The organism is Pandoraea terrigena (assembly GCF_902459705.1).
GTDB classification, from domain to species: domain Bacteria; phylum Pseudomonadota; class Gammaproteobacteria; order Burkholderiales; family Burkholderiaceae; genus Pandoraea; species Pandoraea terrigena.
In genome coordinates this window covers 124,986-144,239 of record NZ_CABPRU010000008.1, presented here as the reverse complement: position 1 = coordinate 144,239, position 19,254 = coordinate 124,986, and the positions used below count along the sequence as shown (strand labels likewise).

The following is a 19,254-nucleotide window of genomic DNA, read 5'->3' as shown; positions in this document are numbered from 1 at the left end:
CTCATCAGATCAACGCCGCGCCGCCCCGATCCACTTCGTCTCGCCCCACGAATCACCGCGGATCCTGAATCGCGCCGACGCGAGTCAACGGGCGAAACACCGTCCCGTCGCACGCATCAATCGTCGCTCTTGGGGTCGAGTCCAGGAAAGAGAATCTCGGTAAAACCGAACTTGCTGAAGTCGGTAATACGCATCGGATAGAGCTTGCCGATCAGATGGTCGCATTCGTGCTGAACGACCCGGGCATGGAAGCCCTCGGCCACGCGATCGATCGCCCGGCCATACTGATCGACCCCCTCATAGCGCAGCATCGAATAACGATTGACCATGCCGCGCAGCCCCGGCACTGAGAGGCAGCCTTCCCAGCCCTCTTCCATGTCCTGCGTGAGCGGCGTGATGACCGGGTTGATGAGCACGGTTTCAGGCACTTCAGGCGCGTCCGGATAGCGCTCGTTATGCTCGAAACCGAAGATCACCAGTTGCAGATCGACGCCGATCTGCGGGGCCGCCAGCCCCGCGCCGTTCGCGTGCTTCATGGTGTCGAACATGTCAGACACCAGCTCACGCAGCTCCGGCGTGTCGAAATGCTCCACGGGTTTGGCGATGCGCAGCAGGCGCGGATCGCCCATCTTCAGGATGTCGCGAATCATCGATTGGATCCTCCCATCAAAGCGCGGCCAACATCGCCCGCATAGCGTCTTCGTCCAGCACGGGCACACCCAGTGCCTCGGCCTTCGCCAACTTGCTGCCAGCCTCCGCGCCCGCGATCACATAGTCGGTTTTCGCGGAGACCGATCCGGCAACCTTTGCCCCCCGCGCCTCCAACATGGCTTTCGCGTCGTCGCGCGAGAGCGTCGGCAGCGTGCCCGTCAGCACGAACGTCTTGCCTGCCAGCGGCAGCGGTGCCGCAGCGGCCGGTTCGCCCTCCGCCCAGGTCACGCCCGCCGCCCGCAACTGCTCAATCACTTCGACATTATGCGGTTCGCCAAAGAAATTAGCGATGGACTGGGCGACAATCGGGCCCACGTCCGGCACGGCCAGCAGTTCCTCAGCGTTCGCGGCCATCAGGTTGTCGAGCTTGCCAAAATGACGCGCGAGATCCTTCGCTGTCGCCTCGCCCACATGGCGAATGCCCAACGCGAAGATGAACCGCGCCAGCGTCGTATGACGAGCCGTCTCGAGCGCCGCCACAAGATTGGACGCGGACTTGTCGGCCATCCGGTCGAGCGCGGCAAGCTTCGCCACGCCCAGCTTGAACAGATCCGCCGGCGTCCGAATGATGTGCTGGTCGACCAGTTGCTCCACGAGCTTGTCACCAAGCCCCTCGATATCGAGCGCCCGGCGCTGCGCGAAGTGCAGCAACGCCTGCTTGCGCTGCGCCGCGCAAATCAAGCCGCCCGTACAGCGCGCGATGACCTCGTCGGGCAGCTTCTCGATGGCTGACCCGCACACCGGACACGCCGTCGGCATGACGAACGCCCGCGCATCGGCCGGCCGGCGCTCGAGCACCGACCCAACAACCTCCGGAATCACGTCGCCCGCCCGGCGCACGATCACCGTATCGCCAATCATCACGTCCTTGCGGCGAATCTCGTCCTCATTGTGCAGCGTAGCATTGGTGACGGTCGCCCCGCCGACAAAGACGGGCGCAAGCCGCGCCACCGGCGTAATCGCCCCCGTTCGACCCACCTGCACTTCGATGTCCAGCAAGGTCGTCAGTGCTTCCTGCGCCGGGAATTTGTGGGCCAGCGCGAAGCGCGGGGCACGCGAGACGAAACCGAGACGGTCCTGCTCGTCGCGACGGTTGACCTTGTAGACCACGCCATCGATGTCATAAGGCAGCGACTCGCGCGCCGCACCCACCGCGCGGTAAAACGCTAGCAGCCCGGGCGCGCCCTGCACGACTTCACGCCGATCGTTGACCGGAATACCCAGCGTGACATACCAGTCGAGCAATGCGGCGTGCGTCTCCGGCATCGGGACACCCGCCAGTTCGCCCACCCCGTAGGCAAAAAACGACAACGGTCGCTTCGCCGTCATCCTCGAATCGAGCTGTCGCAGGCTGCCCGCGGCCGCATTGCGCGGATTGACGAATACCTTCTCGCCCGCCGCTTCCTGTGCGCGATTGAGTTTGTCGAAGTCAGCGCGAAACATCAGCACTTCGCCCCGCACCTCAAGCACCTCGGGCGGATTATCGGTCGTCAGGCGCAGCGGAATCTTCTTGATTGTGCGAATGTTGGCGGTGACGTCCTCACCGGTCGTGCCGTCGCCGCGCGTCGCCGCCTGCGCAAGCACGCCGTTCTCATAGCGCAAGGCGATCGCCAGCCCATCGAACTTCAGCTCGGCCGCATATTCGACGGGCGCACCGAACAGATCGCCCGACGGCGCACCACCCTCGCGCAGCCCGTCCGACACGCGACGGTCGAAGGCTTCGACATCCTCGTCGGCAAAGCCGTTATTCAGCGAAAGCATCGGCACACGGTGCACCACTGGCGCGAAACCCTCCACGGGCTTGCCCCCCACACGTTGCGTGGGCGAATCGGGACGCTTCAATTCGGGATGGTCCGTCTCGAGCACGACCAGTTCCGCAAACAGACGGTCGTACTCAGCGTCGGGAATCAGTGGTGCATCCTCTTCGTAATACGCGCGATTGTGACGCGCCAACTCGGCACGCAGTTCGGCCGCGCGGCGGGCGGCGGCCGTTGCATCGGTAGCGGTAGGGGCGTTCGCGCCCTGACCCGGAACAGAAGTTTGGGACATGCAAGCAGACTCGGGATACGGGAAGTGAGGACATTATGCCTTCGACACACGCGCCTGCGCGTTGTCGATCGCACGCATCCATCGAACGGAACAAAAACGCCGCTCACCCGACGGTGAACGGCGTGCATCGAACGCGGCATCCGACGGTTCGTCGACCGCCGCGGACCGTCTTGACGAGCGCCTCGACCTTACTGGCTGAACAGGCGGCGCGTGACCGGCGAGCCCGCCGGCAGCCTGCGTGCCTCGAGGCGTTCGTAGAGCTTGAGCAATTGCTTGTCGACGTTTTGCAGCGCAGCATCCGAGAGCGGCCGACGCTGGTCGTCCACCACCCGGCCGCCGATGCGCTGTCCGATCGAACGTGCGTAATCGCACATCAAACGGAACGGCAGCAGGTCTTCGTCAGCCACCGGCACATCGAGCAGCATCGTGATCAGATCGCCGCCCTTGTATGTCAGGTCGTCGCGCAGGAAGTTGGTGTCGCCGAACTGCAGCATGAAGACCGGATTCTGGCGCGCATCGAGCTTGACGAAGCGCATACCGTCACGCGAGAGCAGCAGCCCGTCTTGCGTGGCGACCGCCTGCACATAATTGGCCGACCACGGCGCGCCGTCCGAGAGCACGTTGACCGACAACTGGGCGTCGCATTGCGCGGCAAAGCTGTCGAGTTCACGGCCACGAGCAACCGTCTCCATCATCTCAGGCAGTTCGGGCAAGGCATCGACCGCATCGGCGAGCGTCTGCACGAGATTCGAGAACTCGGAGTACTCGACTTCGTTCAGGGCGCCGGCGCGGTTGGCCAACTGCACGGCCACGCGCAACTGGTGATAGCGCCCGCCGGAGCGAATCAACTCCCACGGCGAATGCTCGTCGGCGCGGCCTTCGATGTTGACGGGCTTACTGCCCGCGCGGCGCATGCGCACCGTCAGCGGCATCAAACGCTCCGCCGCGATCACATTCGCCAACGGCAGTTCGACGACACAGTCGATGCGCGCGTCGATCACCGGCGGCGGGCCGCTCGGCACAGCAGGCTGCGCCACCGTCACCGCCGGTGCGGCCGCAGCCTCAGCCTGGGGCGCGGCGCCTTCATTGGCGTTCGCAATGGGTTCGGCGTTGTCAGCGTCGGGGGCGTCCGTAGCCCCGGCCGCCGCGGCGACCGCTCCAGCCGCCGCAGCGTCCACCGTGTCATCTGCCGCCAGTTCTGCGTCAAGGCGAGCGACTGCGCTCACAGCGGCGGCTTGCTGCGCGTCACGGACCCGCGCTTGCGTGTCGAGATCAGTGCCGTCGGCCACGGTCGTCGCCTCGCCCATGGCGACGACGGGTTCGTCCGCGTGGGTGGCGTGGGTACCATTCGCGGCATGGGCTGCATCGTCCTGCGCAGCACGCTTGCGCGACGCCGGCGGCGCATCCCAGGCATCCTCGTTGATCGCGAAAGCATCCTGCACCGACGTGCTCGTCGCCACTGCCGGCCCCAGCGTCGGCTCACGACGCTCGCCCGACTGCGCCGGCACACGCGGCGGCGAAAGCGTCGGTTCGATGAACGGACGGTCGTCGTCGGCGTCCGGCACGCCAGCGGTCGCATCGATGCCGGCACCGTCGACCGGCATGCGACGCGGTATTCGTGCCCGAGCCTTGCTGCCCTGCCAGGCGTTATAGGCCACGACTCCCAGCAGTACCACTACCCCTGCGCCAATCAAGCTGAGCTGCAGTTCATTCATGCGCGGCGTTCCTCTCTCTTCTCCATCATGGGCACGGGGTCAGACGATCTCGGCCAGATTGATCGCAGACTCCATGTCCACCGCCACGATCCGCGACACCCCCTGTTCCTGCATGGTGACGCCGATGAGCTGATTGGCCATTTCCATCGCGATTTTGTTGTGCGAAATAAATACGAATTGGGTACGGTCCGACATGCGCGCCACCATCTTGGCGTAGCGCTCGGTGTTGGCGTCGTCCAGCGGCGCGTCCACCTCGTCGAGCAAACAGAACGGCGCCGGATTGAGCTGGAACATGCCGAACACCAGCGCAATGGCCGTGAGCGCCTTCTCTCCCCCAGACAGCAGATGAATCGTGGAGTTCTTCTTGCCCGGCGGTTGTGCCATGACTTGTACGCCGGCGTCGAGAATTTCGTCGCCGGTCATGATGAGCTTGGCCTGTCCGCCGCCGAACAGCATTGGGAACAGCTCGCCGAAATGCTTGTTCACTTCGTCGAACGTGCCCTGGAGCAGCACCCGCGTTTCTTCGTCGATTTTGCGAATCGCGCCCTCGAGCGTGTCGATGGCGTCATTCAGGTCGGCCGACTGCGCATCGAGGAAGACCTTGCGCTCGCGCGCCGTCTCCAACTCTTCGAGCGCGGCCATGTTGACCGGACCCAACGCGTTGATCGCGTTGTTGATGCGGGTGACTTCGCCTTGCAGGTACGACGGCTTCATGTCGGGCGTCAGTTTGGCCGAGAGCGCTTGCTCGTCGACTTCGGCCGTCGTCAGTTGCTCGACGAACTGCTCGCGGTTCAGGCGTGCCGCCTGTTCCTTCAACTGCAATTCCGTAATCCGGTCGCGCAGCGGTTGCAGCCCGCGCTCCGCTGCAAGGCGCTCTTCGTCGCTCTGACGCAACTTCTGCGTGAGCGCCTCGAGTTCGATACGGGCGGCACCGAGAATCTCTTCCTTCTGCGCGCGGAGTTCGAGCGCGTCCTGCAAGCCGTTCTCAACGGTCTGCTCGGTGATCTGCGCCAGTTCAGCCTGCGCCTGCTCGATCGAGACCACAAGACCTTCGGCCTGCTCGAGCGCCGTCTGGATACTGCGGCGGTGCTCGTCGATCCGGCTCGAAATCCCCTTTTGACCGAAAGCCGCCTCCTGCGCCAGACGCTCCAGCTCGCGCGCGCGGTTGCGGGCGTCCGAGAGCCGGCTGTCGAGCGATTCGAATTCGAGCTGTCCGTCTTCGAAGGTCGCCTGCAATTCGGCAAGGCGCGCGTCGCTCTGCTCGAAGTTCGCCTCCGATTCGGCACGCAGTGCCAGTTGCTCCTCGATCTGCGCGGCAATTTCGCGCAACTCTTCGTCGATCTGCGTGCTGCGAGCGTTGAAGCGCTCATACGCTTGCGTCAGCTTGAGCACGTCCATCTGCAGCGCGTGCACACGCTGTGTGGCGCGCTCGGCACGCCCACGCACCTCGGTGAGCGACTGCGCCGCCTGACTATGGGCAGCCTCCGCGCGCACGGCGGCGGCCTTGGCTTCATCCGACAGCAACACCTGCGCACGCAGTTGCTTGCCCAGATTCTCGATTTCCTGCTGGCGCGCGAGCAAACCGGCCTGCTCGGAGTCCGCGGCGTAAAGCTGCACGCCCACGCGCGTCACCTGGTGCCCCGCCTTGACGACAAGCGATGCGCCGTCCGGCAGTTGTGCCCGGGCGACCATCGCCTGCGCGAGATCGTCGGCGACGAACACATGGCCCAGCCATTCCTGCAACACGGCGCGAAGGCCTGGTTCGTCGATGCGCAGCAACGAGAGCAGCGGGCGCAGCGACGCCGGCGTGTCGAGCGGGCGCGCGGCCGGCGGCGGCGAATAGAACGCCAGCTTGGCCGGCGGTGCGTCGCTCGCAAACGCCTTCACCCAGTCGAGATTGCTGATTTCCAGTGCCGCCAGGCGCTCGCGCAACACCGATTCGAGTGCGTTTTCCCAGCCCGGCTCGATATGCAGCTTCTTCCACAGACGCGGCAATTGCGCCAGCTCGTGCTTGTCGAGCCATGGCTGTACCTTGCCTTCCGTCTGCACACTCTCCTGGAGTTGCTTGAGCGCCGTGAGACGCGCTTCAAGCTGCGCGATGGACGCCGCTTCGGCCTGCACCCGCGCCTGCGCGTCGGCACGCTCGGCTTCGAGCCGCGGCAGCCGCTCTTGCGCATCGGCGAGTTCGGCTTGCGCATCTTCGAGCATCGCCTGGTGTTCGGCGAGATCCGCACGCTGCATCTCCAGCTCGGCTTCGTCGGGCTTGTCGAGCCCGCGCGCCTCGCCTTGCAGACGCTCCTGACGCTGCTGCAACTGCTGCAACGCCTGATCGGCATTGCGCTGATGCGCCGCTTCGAGCTTCAGACTCTGCTCGACCTGCGAAATCTCGCTGCGTTGTTCGTTGAGCAGCGTCTGCGCCTCGCGCCAGCCGGCTTCGAGCGCCGGCAGTGCGTCGTTCTGATCGGCCGCCTGATCCTGGGCCGTGGCCGCGCGCTCTTCGGCGATGATGAGTTCTTCTTCGGCGAGCGCCAGTGCCTCTTCCGACTGCGCCGAGCGGGCCTGCCACTGCTCGCGCTGCGAGGTGAGCGCCGCCAGTTGCGCCTGCACGCGATTGCGCGACTCGACGACGTAGCGGATCTCGGCTTCCAGCCGGCTGACTTCCGAATTCGCCTCGTACATGGCGCCTTGCGCCGCCTGGACCGCGTCGGTGGCCGTGTAGTGGGCGGCGCGCAGCGTTTCGAGATCCGATTCCGAGCCGCGCAGTCGCGCCATCTGCGCTTCCAGATCGACCTGGGCCGATTCGATCGCACGCTGTTGACGCTCTTGTTCGTTCTGCGCTTCGTTCTTGCGCAACAGCCACAGCAATTGCTGCTTTTCTTCGCCGTCGCGATGCAAGTCCTTGAATCGATTGGCTACCACGGCCTGCGATTCCAGCTTTTCCAGATTAGCGCCGAGTTCGCGCAGGATGTCTTCGACGCGTGTGAGGTTCTCACGCGTATCCTGCAAGCGGTTCTCGGTTTCGCGACGGCGCTCCTTGTACTTGGAGACGCCGGCGGCTTCTTCGAGGAATACGCGCAACTCTTCGGGCTTGGCCTCGATGATGCGCGAGATCATCCCCTGCCCGATGATGGCGTAGGCGCGCGGCCCGAGACCGGTACCAAGGAAGATGTCCTGGATATCGCGGCGGCGAGCCGGCAGGTTGTTGATGTAGTAGCTGGAGGTGCCGTCGCGCGTGAGCACGCGCTTGACGGCGATCTCGGCATACTGGCTCCACTGCCCGGCGGCACGCCCGGCGCTGTTGTCGAACACGAGTTCGACGCTGGCGCGGCTGGCCTGCTTGCGGGCCGTCGACCCGTTGAAAATCACGTCCTGCATCGATTCGCCGCGCAGCTCCGAGGCGCGCGACTCACCGAGCACCCAGCGCACGGCGTCAATGATGTTGGATTTGCCGCACCCGTTGGGGCCGACGATCCCGACCAACTGGCCGGGCACCGAGAAGTTCGTCGGATCGACGAAGGACTTGAAGCCAGCGAGTTTGATGGAGGTCAGACGCACGGCAGGTTCGCTTTATCGGTCATGGAATGAGGGGAAAGACGAAGACGCGCTTGACTGGTCCTGTCGGGCCTCGCGCGCGCTGGCGCGCACAGGCCACTTACATCGAGATATTCGGTTCGCATCATACCATCGCATCCCCCGCCGTCGCGGATTTACAACGCCCCGAATCCGGCAAAATGCCGGACAGCACGCCCGCGGCGACAATGCACAGTCCGCCGGCAATGTCGCGCGCGCCGAGCCCTTCGCTGGCCAGCCACCAGGACGACATCGCGGCCACGACGATCTCGAAAAGCATGATGAGCGCCGCCTGGTTGGCCGGCACCCGGGCCAGGCCGAACTGCACCACGACGTTGGTCAGCGCAATCGTGCAGCCCAATGCGAGTGCAAGCGCCGCGATCGCCGAGCTCGACGTGAGCGCCGAGACGGCGGCGCGCCCCGTTTCGGCCCCACCGTCGAGCGGCAACACCAGCAGCCCGCCGACCACGCAGCCGAGATACAGCGTCCAGCTGCGCATTTCGGCACGCACGCCCGGCAACGCCTGGCTGACACGCTGCAACAGTACGTTATTGAGCGCGAAAGCCGCCCCGGCGATGGCGCCCGCCCATTCGCCTGGGTTGTTCGGCACTGGCCAGCCCAGCGCGGGCGACCAGAGCATCAGCCCCGCCCCGCCAAGCGCCAGCGCGATCAGCCCCACACCGCGCACGCCGACGCGCTCGCCGAGCAGCCAGTGGGCGAACAGCGCCGTCCAGACCGGGGTCAGGTAGAAAAGCAGCAGCACACGCATCACATGGCCGTGCGTCGTGCCCCAGACGAAGGCGACGTTGGTTGCGCCGCCCGCGAACGCCACGCCGACGAGCAGCCACGACCACCGCAGCGTGCCAAGCGAGCGGCGATACACGAGCGTGAGCAGCAACAGTGCAACGCTGGCGGTACCGATCTGCGCGGGGACGGCCGCCACGCCCCACTGGGCCAGCAAACGATAGGGAAACCACGCCAGCCCCCACACCGACGAACCGATGAGAATGGTCAAGGCGGGCGCCGCCCGGGCGCGCAACGAAGCGCCCGACGTCGACGCCAGGCCACGCGCGCCGTTGCCGGCTACGGTCATACAGGTGACTCCTGAAAACGCTGCGATATTCCGCGAGCTTGCCCCATCGGCGCCTCGGAATAGGCTGAATTACGTGGCGGTCGCGCTTTGTGCGCGCCATAACGGTATAATTTTCGCTTTGCCGATCTTGCCATTCTTTTGCGCGTTCGGGAACTGTCCTCCAGGCGTTGTGACGAACGATTCCACATTCCTGTCTGGCCGGTTCCCGCAAGACCCGCGCCGGAAAGCGCTCGCCGTGCAGCACGTCGGCGCAACGCCCGACCGGCCCGCACAGTGCCGGATTGCCTCGAGAGTTGCCTTGAATGGCAGCGCGAACCCTAGCCCTGAGTCTGTTTGAATTCTCGTGAACCCATTACTCGACAAGCTCCAGCCCTACCCGTTTGAACGCCTGAAGTCACTGGTGGCGGACATCACGCCCGCCAGCGCGTACAAGGCCATCAGCTTCGGCATCGGGGAGCCCAAGCACCCGACGCCGCAGTTCATCAAGGAAGCCCTGATCGACGGGTTGGGCGGCCTCTCGAGCTATCCGGCCACTGCGGGCGGCGAACCGCTGCGCGCTGCCATCGCCCAATGGCTGGAGCGCCGGTACGCGCTGCCCAACGTGAACCCGGCCACGGAAGTCCTGCCGGTCACGGGCTCGCGCGAGGCCCTCTTTTCGTTCGCACAGGCGGTCGTCGACGGCAGCAAGCCCGGCGCACGCGTGGTGTGCCCCAACCCGTTCTATCAGATCTACGAAGGCGCCACGCTGCTCGCCGGGGCCACGCCCTATTACGTCGACAGCGATCCCGCGCGCAACTTCGGCCCCGATTACGACGCCGTGCCGGCCGACGTCTGGCGCGACGTCCAGCTTGTCTATCTCTGCTCGCCGGGCAATCCGACCGGCGCCGTGCTGAGCCTCGCCGACTGGAAGCGCCTGTTCGACCTCTGCGACGAATACGGCTTCGTGATTGCATCCGACGAGTGCTATTCCGAGATCTACTTCGACGAAGAGCATGCCCCGCTGGGCGCCCTCGCGGCCGCCCATCGACTGGGCCGGGGATTCGACCGCCTGGTTGTGTTCTCCAGTCTGTCAAAGCGCTCGAACGTGCCGGGCATGCGCTCGGGCTTCGTGGCGGGCGACGCCGCCGTCCTCAAGAAATTCCTGCTTTACCGCACTTATCACGGCTGCGCCATGAGCCCGGCCGTGCAGGCGGCGAGTGTCGCTGCGTGGAACGACGAAGCGCACGTGCGCCTGAACCGCAGCAAGTACTTGAAGAAGTTCCAGACGGTCACGCCGATGCTTGCCGACGTGCTCGACGTGCGTCTGCCGGACGCCGGCTTCTACCTGTGGGCACGGGTTGACACGAAAACCGGCCTGTCCGACACGGAATTCACGCGCCGGTTGCTGGCGCAATACAATGTGGCCGTACTGCCCGGGTCGTACCTGGGCCGCGCGGCGCACGGCGCCAACCCCGGCGAGAACCATGTGCGCATCGCCCTCGTGGCCGATGTGGACGAATGCACGGAAGGCGCCCAGCGCATCGTGCAGTTCTGCCAATCCCTTTAATTCTCACTGCAACTGATTCTCGCCATGTCGCAACAACTGCAAACCACCATCGACCAAGCCTGGGACAACCGTGCCGAGATGTCGGCCAAGTCGGCACCTGCCGAGGTGCGTGAGGCCGTCGCCCACGTCATCGCCGAACTGGACAGGGGTGCCCTGCGCGTGGCCCAGAAGCAAGATGGCCATTGGATCGTGAACCAATGGATCAAGAAGGCCGTGCTGCTGTCGTTCCGCCTCGAAGACAATGCCGTGATGCCCGCGGGCGGCTTCAGCCAGTTCTACGACAAGGTGCCGAGCAAGTTCGCGAACTACACCGCCGAAGATTTCGCGCGCGGCGGTTTCCGCGTCGTACCCCCGGCCGTGGCGCGTCGTGGCTCGTTCATCGGCAAGAACGTGGTGCTGATGCCGTCGTACACCAACATCGGCGCCTACGTTGACGAAGGCACGATGGTCGACACGTGGGCCACGGTCGGTTCGTGCGCCCAGATCGGCAAGAACGTTCACCTCTCGGGCGGCGTCGGTATCGGTGGCGTGCTCGAACCGCTGCAGGCCAACCCGGTCATCATCGAGGACAACTGCTTCATCGGCGCGCGCTCGGAAGTCGTGGAAGGCGTGATCGTCGAAGAAAACTCGGTGATCTCGATGGGCGTGTACCTGGGCCAGTCGACCAAGATCTACGACCGCGAAACCGGTGAAGTGCATTATGGCCGCGTGCCGGCCGGTTCGGTCGTCGTGCCGGGCAACCTGCCTTCCAAGGATGGCAAGTACAGCCTGTACTGCGCCGTGATCGTGAAGAAGGTCGATGCGCAAACGCGCGCCAAGACGGCCATCAACGACCTGCTGCGCGGCGAGTAAGGCAACGCGGCAACCGAGGTGTCGCCGCCTTTTTCGCGGCGACGCCTCGCTGCGTTATTGCAATTGCGACACCAGGAGTTCCGGCGATGACGGCAGTGCTGTATGGCATTCCCAACTGCGACACCGTGAAGAAGGCGCGCACATGGCTCGACGCGCATGGCGTGGCGTACGACTTTCACGACTTCAAGAAGGCGGGCGTGAACGACGCGCTGCTCGGCGCCTGGCTCGATCAGGTGCCACTCGCGACGCTGCTCAACCGCAAGGGCACGACCTGGCGCAAGCTCTCGCCGGAACAACAGGCGGCAGCCGCCGAGGTATCGGTGGCCCGCACGCTGATGATCGAAAACCCGTCGCTCATCAAGCGCCCGGTGCTGGTGGCCGACGGCCAGGTTTCCGTGGGCTTCACGCCCGACAGTTACGCCTCACGATTCTGATTTCATGACTTTCTCCCAAGGCGCCACGCTGGCGCTTACCGAGCAACTGATCGCCCGTCACTCGGTGACGCCCGAAGACCGCGATTGCCAGGCTATCCTGGCGCGCCGCCTCGAAGCCATCGGCTTCGCGTGCGAGACCATCGCCTCGAACGGCGTGACCAACCTCTGGGCGCTCAAGCGCGGAACGCGCGGCACCGACGGCAAGTTGCTCGTCTTCGCGGGCCACACGGACGTGGTACCGACCGGCCCGCTGGAGCAATGGCACTCGGATCCGTTTGCCCCGACGCATCGTGATGGCATGCTCTATGGCCGTGGCGCCGCCGATATGAAGACGTCGCTCGCGGCGTTCGTGGTCGCCTCGGAGGAGTTCGTCGCCCAACACCCGGACCACGCCGGCAGCCTCGGCTTCCTGCTGACCAGCGATGAAGAAGGCCCCGCCACCGACGGTACCGTGAAGGTCGTCGAGGCGCTCGCCGCGCGCGGTGAGCGCCTGGATTACTGCGTGGTCGGTGAGCCGACCTCGAGCCAGCGGCTGGGTGACATGGTCAAGAATGGCCGTCGCGGGTCGATGTCGGGCAAGCTCGTCGTCAAGGGCGTGCAGGGCCACATCGCCTATCCGCACCTCGCCAGGAACCCCACGCATCTGTTCGCGCCGGCGCTGGCCGAGCTGACGCAGACCGTGTGGGACAACGGCAACGAGTATTTCCCGCCCACCACGTGGCAGATCTCGAACATCCACGCCGGCACCGGGGCGACCAACGTCATTCCCGGCGAGTTGACGGTGACGTTCAACTTCCGCTTCTCCACGGCCAGCACGTCGGATGGCCTCCAGCAACGTGTGCATGCATTGCTCGACCGTCACGGCCTGACCTATACGCTTGACTGGTCGATCAGCGGTCAACCGTTCCTCACGCCTCGCGGTGACCTGTCGGCAGCGCTTTCGGGCGCCATCCGCGAGGAGACAGGACTCGAGGCCGAACTCTCGACCACGGGCGGCACGTCCGACGGGCGTTTTATCGCGCGCATCTGCCCGCAGGTCATCGAATTCGGCCCTTGCAATGCGAGCATCCACAAGATCGACGAACACATCGCCGTGGCCGACATCGAGCCGCTCAAGAATATCTATCGGGGCGTGTTGGCGCGCCTGGTGGCCTGAGGCGCGCGACGCATTCACCATGACGACACACGCGACCCATCCCTTCCAGACCTTGCGCGACCTGTTGCGCTACGCCGTCTCGCGCTTTACCGAGGCCGAGCTGGCCTTCGGTCATGGCACGGCCACGGCATACGACGAGGCCGCGTACCTGCTGCTGCATACGCTGCACCTGCCCATCGACACGCTCGATCCGTTTCTCGACGCCCGTTTGCTGCCCGACGAAATCGAGCGCGTACTCTCGGTCATCAACCGTCGTGCGGGCGAGCGCGTGCCGGCGTCCTACATCACGAATGAAGCGTGGATGCACGGCCACCGGTTCTACGTGGACGAGCGCGTCATCGTGCCTCGCTCGTTCATCGGTGAGTTGCTGGAAGACGCCTTGCAGCCGTGGGTCGATCACGCCGACGACGTGGCCGACGTCCTCGAACTGTGCACCGGCTCGGGCTGCCTGGCGATCCTCGCCGCCGAGACCTTCCCAGCGGCGCAGATCGACGCCGTCGACATTTCCCCCGACGCGCTCGCCGTGGCGAAGATCAATGTGGCCGACTACGGCCTCGACGACCGCGTCGCGCTGCACCTGGGCGATCTGTACACGCCATTGCTCGCGGACAAGCGCTACGACGTCATCCTGACCAACCCACCGTATGTGAACGAAGGCTCGATGCGGGTGCTGCCGGCCGAGTATCGCCACGAGCCGCGGATTGCCCTGGCGGGGGGCGACGACGGGATGGACGTGGTTCGGCGCATCATTGCCGGCGCACGCGGGCACCTGACGGACCACGGCGTCCTGGTGGTGGAAATCGGCAACGAACGTCACTTTGTCGAAGCGGCGTTCCCCGACCTGCCGATGACGTGGCTGGCCACGAGTGCCGGCGACGACATGGTGTTCCTGGTGCAGGCTGCCGATCTGCCGTAATCCCCCGGGGTACATCCGTTGCAGCAAGTCCTCGCCTAAGGTCATGCGGCCCGGTTACACTTGGGTTCCCGGGTCCGCGCGACTCACGGCATGGAGGAAGATTGTCCGTCATGGTGCTCAATTGGCTCGACGTCGGCTTTGCCGTCGCCTGCATCCATGCACTGGGGGCCATCGCCGCGATCCATGCCGTGCTGACGGTACGGACTTCGCAGGGTGCCGTCGCATGGGCGGTGTCGCTCGTGACGATGCCCTACCTTACGCTGATCCCCTACCTGTTCCTCGGCCGGTCGAAGTTCATCGGCTATGTCGAAGCGCGTCGCGCCCGTAATCGGGCGTTGCAATCGCGCATCGGCGAAACGCAATGGCACGGCGAGCCGCCCGTCGCCATGGAAGCTCATCCGGAGTTTGCGGCGCTCACCGCCATGACGGGCATGTCGTTCGTCGCGGGCAATCGCGTGCGCTTGCTGGTGAACGGCCACGCCACGTTCGATGCCATCTTCGCCGCGATCGACCGCGCGCGCGACTATATCGTCATTCAATTCTTCATCGTCAAGGACGACCTCCTCGGACGTGCCCTCGCCGCGCGCCTGCTCGCACGCGCCGCCACAGGGGTGAAGGTCTACTTTCTCTACGACCGGATCGGCAGTCACGACCTGCCGCGCCGCTATTGCGACACGCTGCGCCAAGGCGGCGTTCTCGTGCACGAGTTTGCGGCCGCCAGACGTGGCATCTTCGTCAATCGCTTCCAGCTCAACTTTCGCAATCACCGCAAGATCGTCGTGATCGACGGCAACGAAGCGTTCATCGGTGGCCACAACGTCGGCGTCGAGTATCTCGGGGAGAAGCCGCCGCTGGCGCCCTGGCGCGACACGCACATTGCCGTGTGCGGTCCGGCCGTGGTTGGCATTCAACGCGCGTTTGCCGAAGACTGGCACTGGAGTACCGGCACGGTACCGGAACTCAACCGCCAGCCCGTCGCCTCCGGCGGGGACATGCACTGCCAGGTGGTGCCCAGCGGCCCGGCCGACCGGCTCGAAACGTCATCGCTGTTCTTCGTCACCGCCATCAACGCCGCGCAACAACGGGTTTGGCTCACCACGCCCTATTTCGTGCCCGACGAAGCGGTGTTTTCCGCGTTGCGCCTGGCCGTGCTGCGCGGCGTGGACGTGCGCATCCTGATCCCCGACCGGGCCGATCACCGCGTGGTGTTCGAAGCGACCACCTCGTATGCCTTCGAAGCCGCCCGCAGCGGCATCAATGTCTACCGATATCAAGACGGCTTCATTCACCAGAAGGTCGTGCTGATCGACGACAACGCGGCCGCCATCGGCAGCGCCAACCTCGACAACCGGTCGTTCCGCCTCAATTTCGAGATCATGCTGCTGACCGTCGACCGCGCCTTCGCGAACGACGTCGCATCCATGCTCACGCACGACTTCGAGCGTGCCGCCTTGCTGGGCAAGGACGAATTTCGGATGATTCCGAAATGGCGCCAGATTGTGATGCGCGTGGCGCGGCTTTTTGCCCCAATTCTGTAACCCGTCGACGGCGCACATCGCATTCGCCTGCGCGGACCGGTAAAATACCGGTTTTGCCGCCCCTTGCGCGTGGATTTTCCGGCATGTCGCGTTCGATCCGGATCGGATCGTCGATGCATGCCTACCGCGCAGGCCAAGGGCGCACTGACCCGCTTTTCCCCTCGGCCTTTTTCGTGATCCGATTCGAACACCTATCCCTCGCGCGCGGCACCAAACCGCTTTTCGAGGACACCTCCGTCACGCTCAATCCGGGCGAGCACGTCGGCCTCGTTGGCGCCAACGGCGCAGGCAAGTCCACCCTCTTCGCGCTGTTGCGCGGGCAGTTGCACGCCGATGGCGGCGATGTCTTCGTGCCCAGTAGCTGGCGTGTCGCGCATGTGATGCAGGAGACGCCGGCGGTCGAGCGGACCGCACTCGACTACGTGCTCGACGGCGACACACGGCTACGCGAGATCGAAGCGAACATCGCGGCGGCCGAAATCGCGCACGACGGCCATGCCCAGGCCGACGCCCATGCGGCGTTTGCCGACGCCGACGGGTATACCGCCCCGGCCCGTGGCGAGGCGCTGCTGCTCGGCCTCGGCTTTACCCTGGCGCAAACGCAGTTGCCCGTCGCCAGCTTCTCGGGCGGATGGCGCATGCGACTGAATCTGGCGCAGGCGCTCATGTGCCCGTCCGACCTGCTGTTGCTCGACGAGCCGACCAACCACCTCGACCTGGACGCCATCGTCTGGCTCGAAGACTGGCTCAAGCGTTATCCGGGCACGCTCATCGTGATTTCGCACGACCGCGAATTTCTCGACGAGGTGTGCAACGTCACGCTGCACATCGAGAATCAGCAGATCAAGCGTTACGGCGGCAACTACAGCCAGTTCGAGATCCTGCGCGGCCAGCAACTGACATTGCAGCAAAGCGCCTTCGAGAAGCAGCAGAAGACGATCGCACACCTGGAGTCATTCATCACGCGCTTCAAGGCCAAGGCGACGAAGGCGCGCCAGGCGCAAAGCCGCATGAAGGCGCTCGAAAAGATGGAGCGCATCGCCCCGGCGCACATTGCGTCGCCGTTCACATTCGAATTCCGACCGGCGGACAGCGCGCCGAACCCGATGCTGGTGCTCGAAGGCGTGCGTTGCGGCTACCCGCTCGAGGACGGCAGCGAGAAAGTCATCCTGCCGCATGTCACGATGTCGGTGCAGAATGAGCAACGCATCGGGCTGCTCGGCGCCAACGGCCAGGGTAAATCGACGCTGATCAAAACGCTCGCCGGCACGCTCGCGACGCTCACAGGCTCGGTGAAGACCGGAAAGGGTCTTCAGATCGGCTACTTTGCGCAGCATCAGGTCGAAACGCTGCGTCACGACGATTCACCGTTGCGGCACTTGCAGCGTCTCGCCCCGGACACGCGCGAGCAGGAGCTGCGGGATTTCCTGGGCGGTTTCAACTTCCGTGGCGACATGGCAACGTCGTCGATCGCCCCGTTCTCCGGTGGTGAGAAAGCGCGTCTGGCACTGGCGCTCATCATCTGGCGCAAGCCGAACCTGCTGCTGCTCGACGAACCGACCAACCACCTGGACCTCGAAACGCGCCACGCACTCACGATGGCGCTCGCACAGTTCGACGGCACATTGATTCTCGTCTCGCACGACCGGCATTTGCTGCGCGCAACCACGGATCAGTTCCTCCTGGTGGCCGGCGGCGAAGTGAAGCCGTTCGACGGCGATCTCGACGACTACCGCGACTGGTTGCTGCAACATGCGGCCGACCAACGCGCAGCGGCGCGCGACGCCAGCGGCGGCGGCGGTAGCGGTGAAGGGATCGACAGCGCCGACGGTGTCAATCGCAAGGATCAGAAGCGTGCCGAAGCGCAGGAGCGTCAGCGGCTGTCGCAACTGCGCAAACCGCTGCAACGCAAGATCGAGAAGCTGGAGCAGTCGATGGCGAAACTCTCGGACGAGAAGGCACGGCTCGACACCATCCTCGCCGACAGCAGTACCTATGAAGACGCGAAAAAAGCCTTGCTGACCGACAGCCTCAAGCAGCAGGTCGACATCACGGCCAAGCTCTCGGACGTTGAAGCCGAATGGCTCGACGCGCAGGAGGCGCTCGAGCAGATCCTCTAAAAGGAAAGCCCGGTCGACTTGGGGTGCCCTCCAGCGTTGGAGACAGAACCCATCCTTGAGGCGCACTTCAACGGAACCGGGCTTCTTGTCACCCGCGCCCCGTGATGCCTGGGGTGGTCTGGGGCGGTCCGGCATACCCCCAAACAAGACCTGCTCCGATAGCGTTCGACTACAACCCGGCTACCACAGAAATCGCGTGCTCCAGACGGTCGACGGCGTGCACTTCCAGGCCGTCGATGGGATGCTTCGGCGCATTCGCTTTCGGGATGATCGCTATCGAAAAGCCGAGTTTGGCGGCTTCCTTGAGACGATCCTGACCGCGCGGGCTTGGCCGGATCTCGCCAGCCAGTCCGACCTCGCCGAACGCCACGATGCCACGCGGCAGTGGCTTGTTGCGCAGCGAGGAATGAATCGCCAGCAGCACCGCCAGATCGGCCGCGGGTTCCGAGATCTTCACGCCGCCGACCGCGTTCAGGAACACGTCCTGATCGAAACAGGCGATGCCCGCATGACGGTGCATCACCGCGAGCAGCATCGCCAGCCGGTTCTGCTCCAGCCCCACCGCCAGACGCCGCGGATTGGGCACCTGCGCCGTATCGACCAGCGCCTGCACCTCGACGAGCAGTGGCCGCGTCCCCTCCTGCGTGACAAGCACGCACGAGCCCGGCACGCTTTGCTCGTGTTGCGAGAGGAACAATGCCGACGGATTCGCCACGCCGCGCAGCCCCTTCTCCGTCATCGCGAACACGCCCAACTCGTTGACGGCACCGAAACGATTCTTGAACGCCCGCACCAGCCGGTACGACGAGTGCGTATCGCCCTCGAAATACAGCACCGTATCAACGATGTGTTCGAGCACGCGCGGCCCCGCGAGGCTGCCTTCCTTGGTCACGTGGCCAACCAGGATCACCGTCACGCCGCTCTGCTTCGCGCTGCGCGTGAGCTGCGCTGCGCATTCGCGAACCTGCGCCACCGACCCCGGGGCCGAACTGAGTGCTTCGGAGTAGATCGTCTGGATCGAGTCGATCACGACAACGTCGGGCTTCTCCGACTCGATGGCGCCCAGGATCTTTTCGAGCTGGATTTCGGCCAGCAAGTCCAGCTCGCCACCGCCCTCTCCCGAGGCACCGAGGCCCAGGCGTTGCGCGCGCAGGGCAATCTGCGCGCCCGATTCTTCGCCACTGACATACAGGGCGCGCCGTTCGCGCGCCAAATGTGCAAGCGACTGGAGCAGCAGCGTCGACTTGCCGATCCCGGGATCCCCACCGATGAGCACCACCCCGCCCGAGACCAGGCCGCCCCCCAGCACGCGGTCGAATTCGCTCACGCCGCTGGAAAAACGCGGCACGTCGGCCGCTTCGATCTGCGCCAGCTTACGCACCGGCGTGCTCTTGGCGAGCGATTGATATCGATGACCGGTCGACGCTTCCGCCACCGATTCGACGAGCGAGTTCCAGCCGTTGCAGTGGGGGCATTGCCCCGCCCACTTGGGCGTCTGTCCGCCACATTCGGTACAAATATAGACAGTCTTGGCTTTGGCCATGCGTGGCGATC

Annotated in this window: 13 protein-coding genes; 7 read left to right on the top strand and 6 right to left on the bottom strand. The window is 64.9% G+C overall.

Annotated elements, in window-relative coordinates:
• Positions 1–116: 116 nt before the first annotated feature.
• The 5 genes from def to PTE31013_RS16645 all read right to left on the bottom strand — a co-directional run bounded on the left by def (position 117) and on the right by PTE31013_RS16645 (position 9,138).
• The gene (def, locus tag PTE31013_RS16665; protein WP_150613890.1) at positions 117–650 is read right to left on the bottom strand and encodes a peptide deformylase; all 534 of its coding nucleotides are present in this window, start codon (positions 648–650) and stop codon (positions 117–119) included.
• A 16-nt stretch (positions 651–666) separates the two neighbouring features.
• Complete coding sequence (ligA, locus tag PTE31013_RS16660; protein WP_150613889.1) at positions 667–2,760, bottom strand: NAD-dependent DNA ligase LigA; 2,094 nt, start codon at positions 2,758–2,760, stop codon at positions 667–669.
• 188 nt (positions 2,761–2,948) lie between these two features.
• On the bottom strand, positions 2,949–4,475 hold the full coding sequence (locus tag PTE31013_RS16655) for a cell division protein ZipA C-terminal FtsZ-binding domain-containing protein (RefSeq protein WP_150613888.1): 1,527 nt from the start codon (positions 4,473–4,475) through the stop codon (positions 2,949–2,951).
• 39 nt (positions 4,476–4,514) lie between these two features.
• Entirely contained in the window at positions 4,515–8,030 is a 3,516-nt protein-coding gene (gene smc / locus PTE31013_RS16650; protein WP_150613887.1) for a chromosome segregation protein SMC, read from the bottom strand.
• A gap of 121 nt (positions 8,031–8,151) precedes the next feature.
• Positions 8,152–9,138, bottom strand: coding sequence for a DMT family transporter (locus tag PTE31013_RS16645; RefSeq protein ID WP_150613886.1), 987 nt, complete (start codon positions 9,136–9,138; stop codon positions 8,152–8,154).
• 343 nt (positions 9,139–9,481) lie between these two features.
• On the opposite strand from PTE31013_RS16645, the gene dapC reads away from it, so the two are divergent.
• From dapC to PTE31013_RS16610, 7 genes are all read left to right on the top strand, one after another.
• A complete protein-coding gene (dapC, locus tag PTE31013_RS16640; RefSeq protein ID WP_150613885.1) occupies positions 9,482–10,684 on the top strand; it encodes a succinyldiaminopimelate transaminase in 1,203 nt (400 codons plus the stop codon).
• A gap of 24 nt (positions 10,685–10,708) precedes the next feature.
• A complete protein-coding gene (gene dapD, locus PTE31013_RS16635; RefSeq protein ID WP_150613884.1) occupies positions 10,709–11,536 on the top strand; it encodes a 2,3,4,5-tetrahydropyridine-2,6-dicarboxylate N-succinyltransferase in 828 nt (275 codons plus the stop codon).
• 86 nt (positions 11,537–11,622) lie between these two features.
• A complete protein-coding gene (locus PTE31013_RS16630; RefSeq protein WP_150613883.1) occupies positions 11,623–11,970 on the top strand; it encodes an ArsC family reductase in 348 nt (115 codons plus the stop codon).
• A 4-nt stretch (positions 11,971–11,974) separates the two neighbouring features.
• On the top strand, positions 11,975–13,126 hold the full coding sequence (gene dapE, locus PTE31013_RS16625) for a succinyl-diaminopimelate desuccinylase (RefSeq protein ID WP_150613882.1): 1,152 nt from the start codon (positions 11,975–11,977) through the stop codon (positions 13,124–13,126).
• Between the two features lie 19 nt (positions 13,127–13,145).
• On the top strand, positions 13,146–14,042 hold the full coding sequence (prmB, locus tag PTE31013_RS16620) for a 50S ribosomal protein L3 N(5)-glutamine methyltransferase (RefSeq protein ID WP_150613881.1): 897 nt from the start codon (positions 13,146–13,148) through the stop codon (positions 14,040–14,042).
• 110 nt (positions 14,043–14,152) lie between these two features.
• Entirely contained in the window at positions 14,153–15,580 is a 1,428-nt protein-coding gene (gene cls / locus PTE31013_RS16615; protein ID WP_150613880.1) for a cardiolipin synthase, read from the top strand.
• A gap of 173 nt (positions 15,581–15,753) precedes the next feature.
• On the top strand, positions 15,754–17,700 hold the full coding sequence (locus tag PTE31013_RS16610) for an ATP-binding cassette domain-containing protein (protein WP_150613974.1): 1,947 nt from the start codon (positions 15,754–15,756) through the stop codon (positions 17,698–17,700).
• A gap of 169 nt (positions 17,701–17,869) precedes the next feature.
• On the opposite strand, the gene radA is transcribed toward PTE31013_RS16610, so the two are convergent.
• On the bottom strand, positions 17,870–19,243 hold the full coding sequence (gene radA, locus PTE31013_RS16605) for a DNA repair protein RadA (protein ID WP_150613879.1): 1,374 nt from the start codon (positions 19,241–19,243) through the stop codon (positions 17,870–17,872).
• Positions 19,244–19,254: the final 11 nt, after the last annotated feature.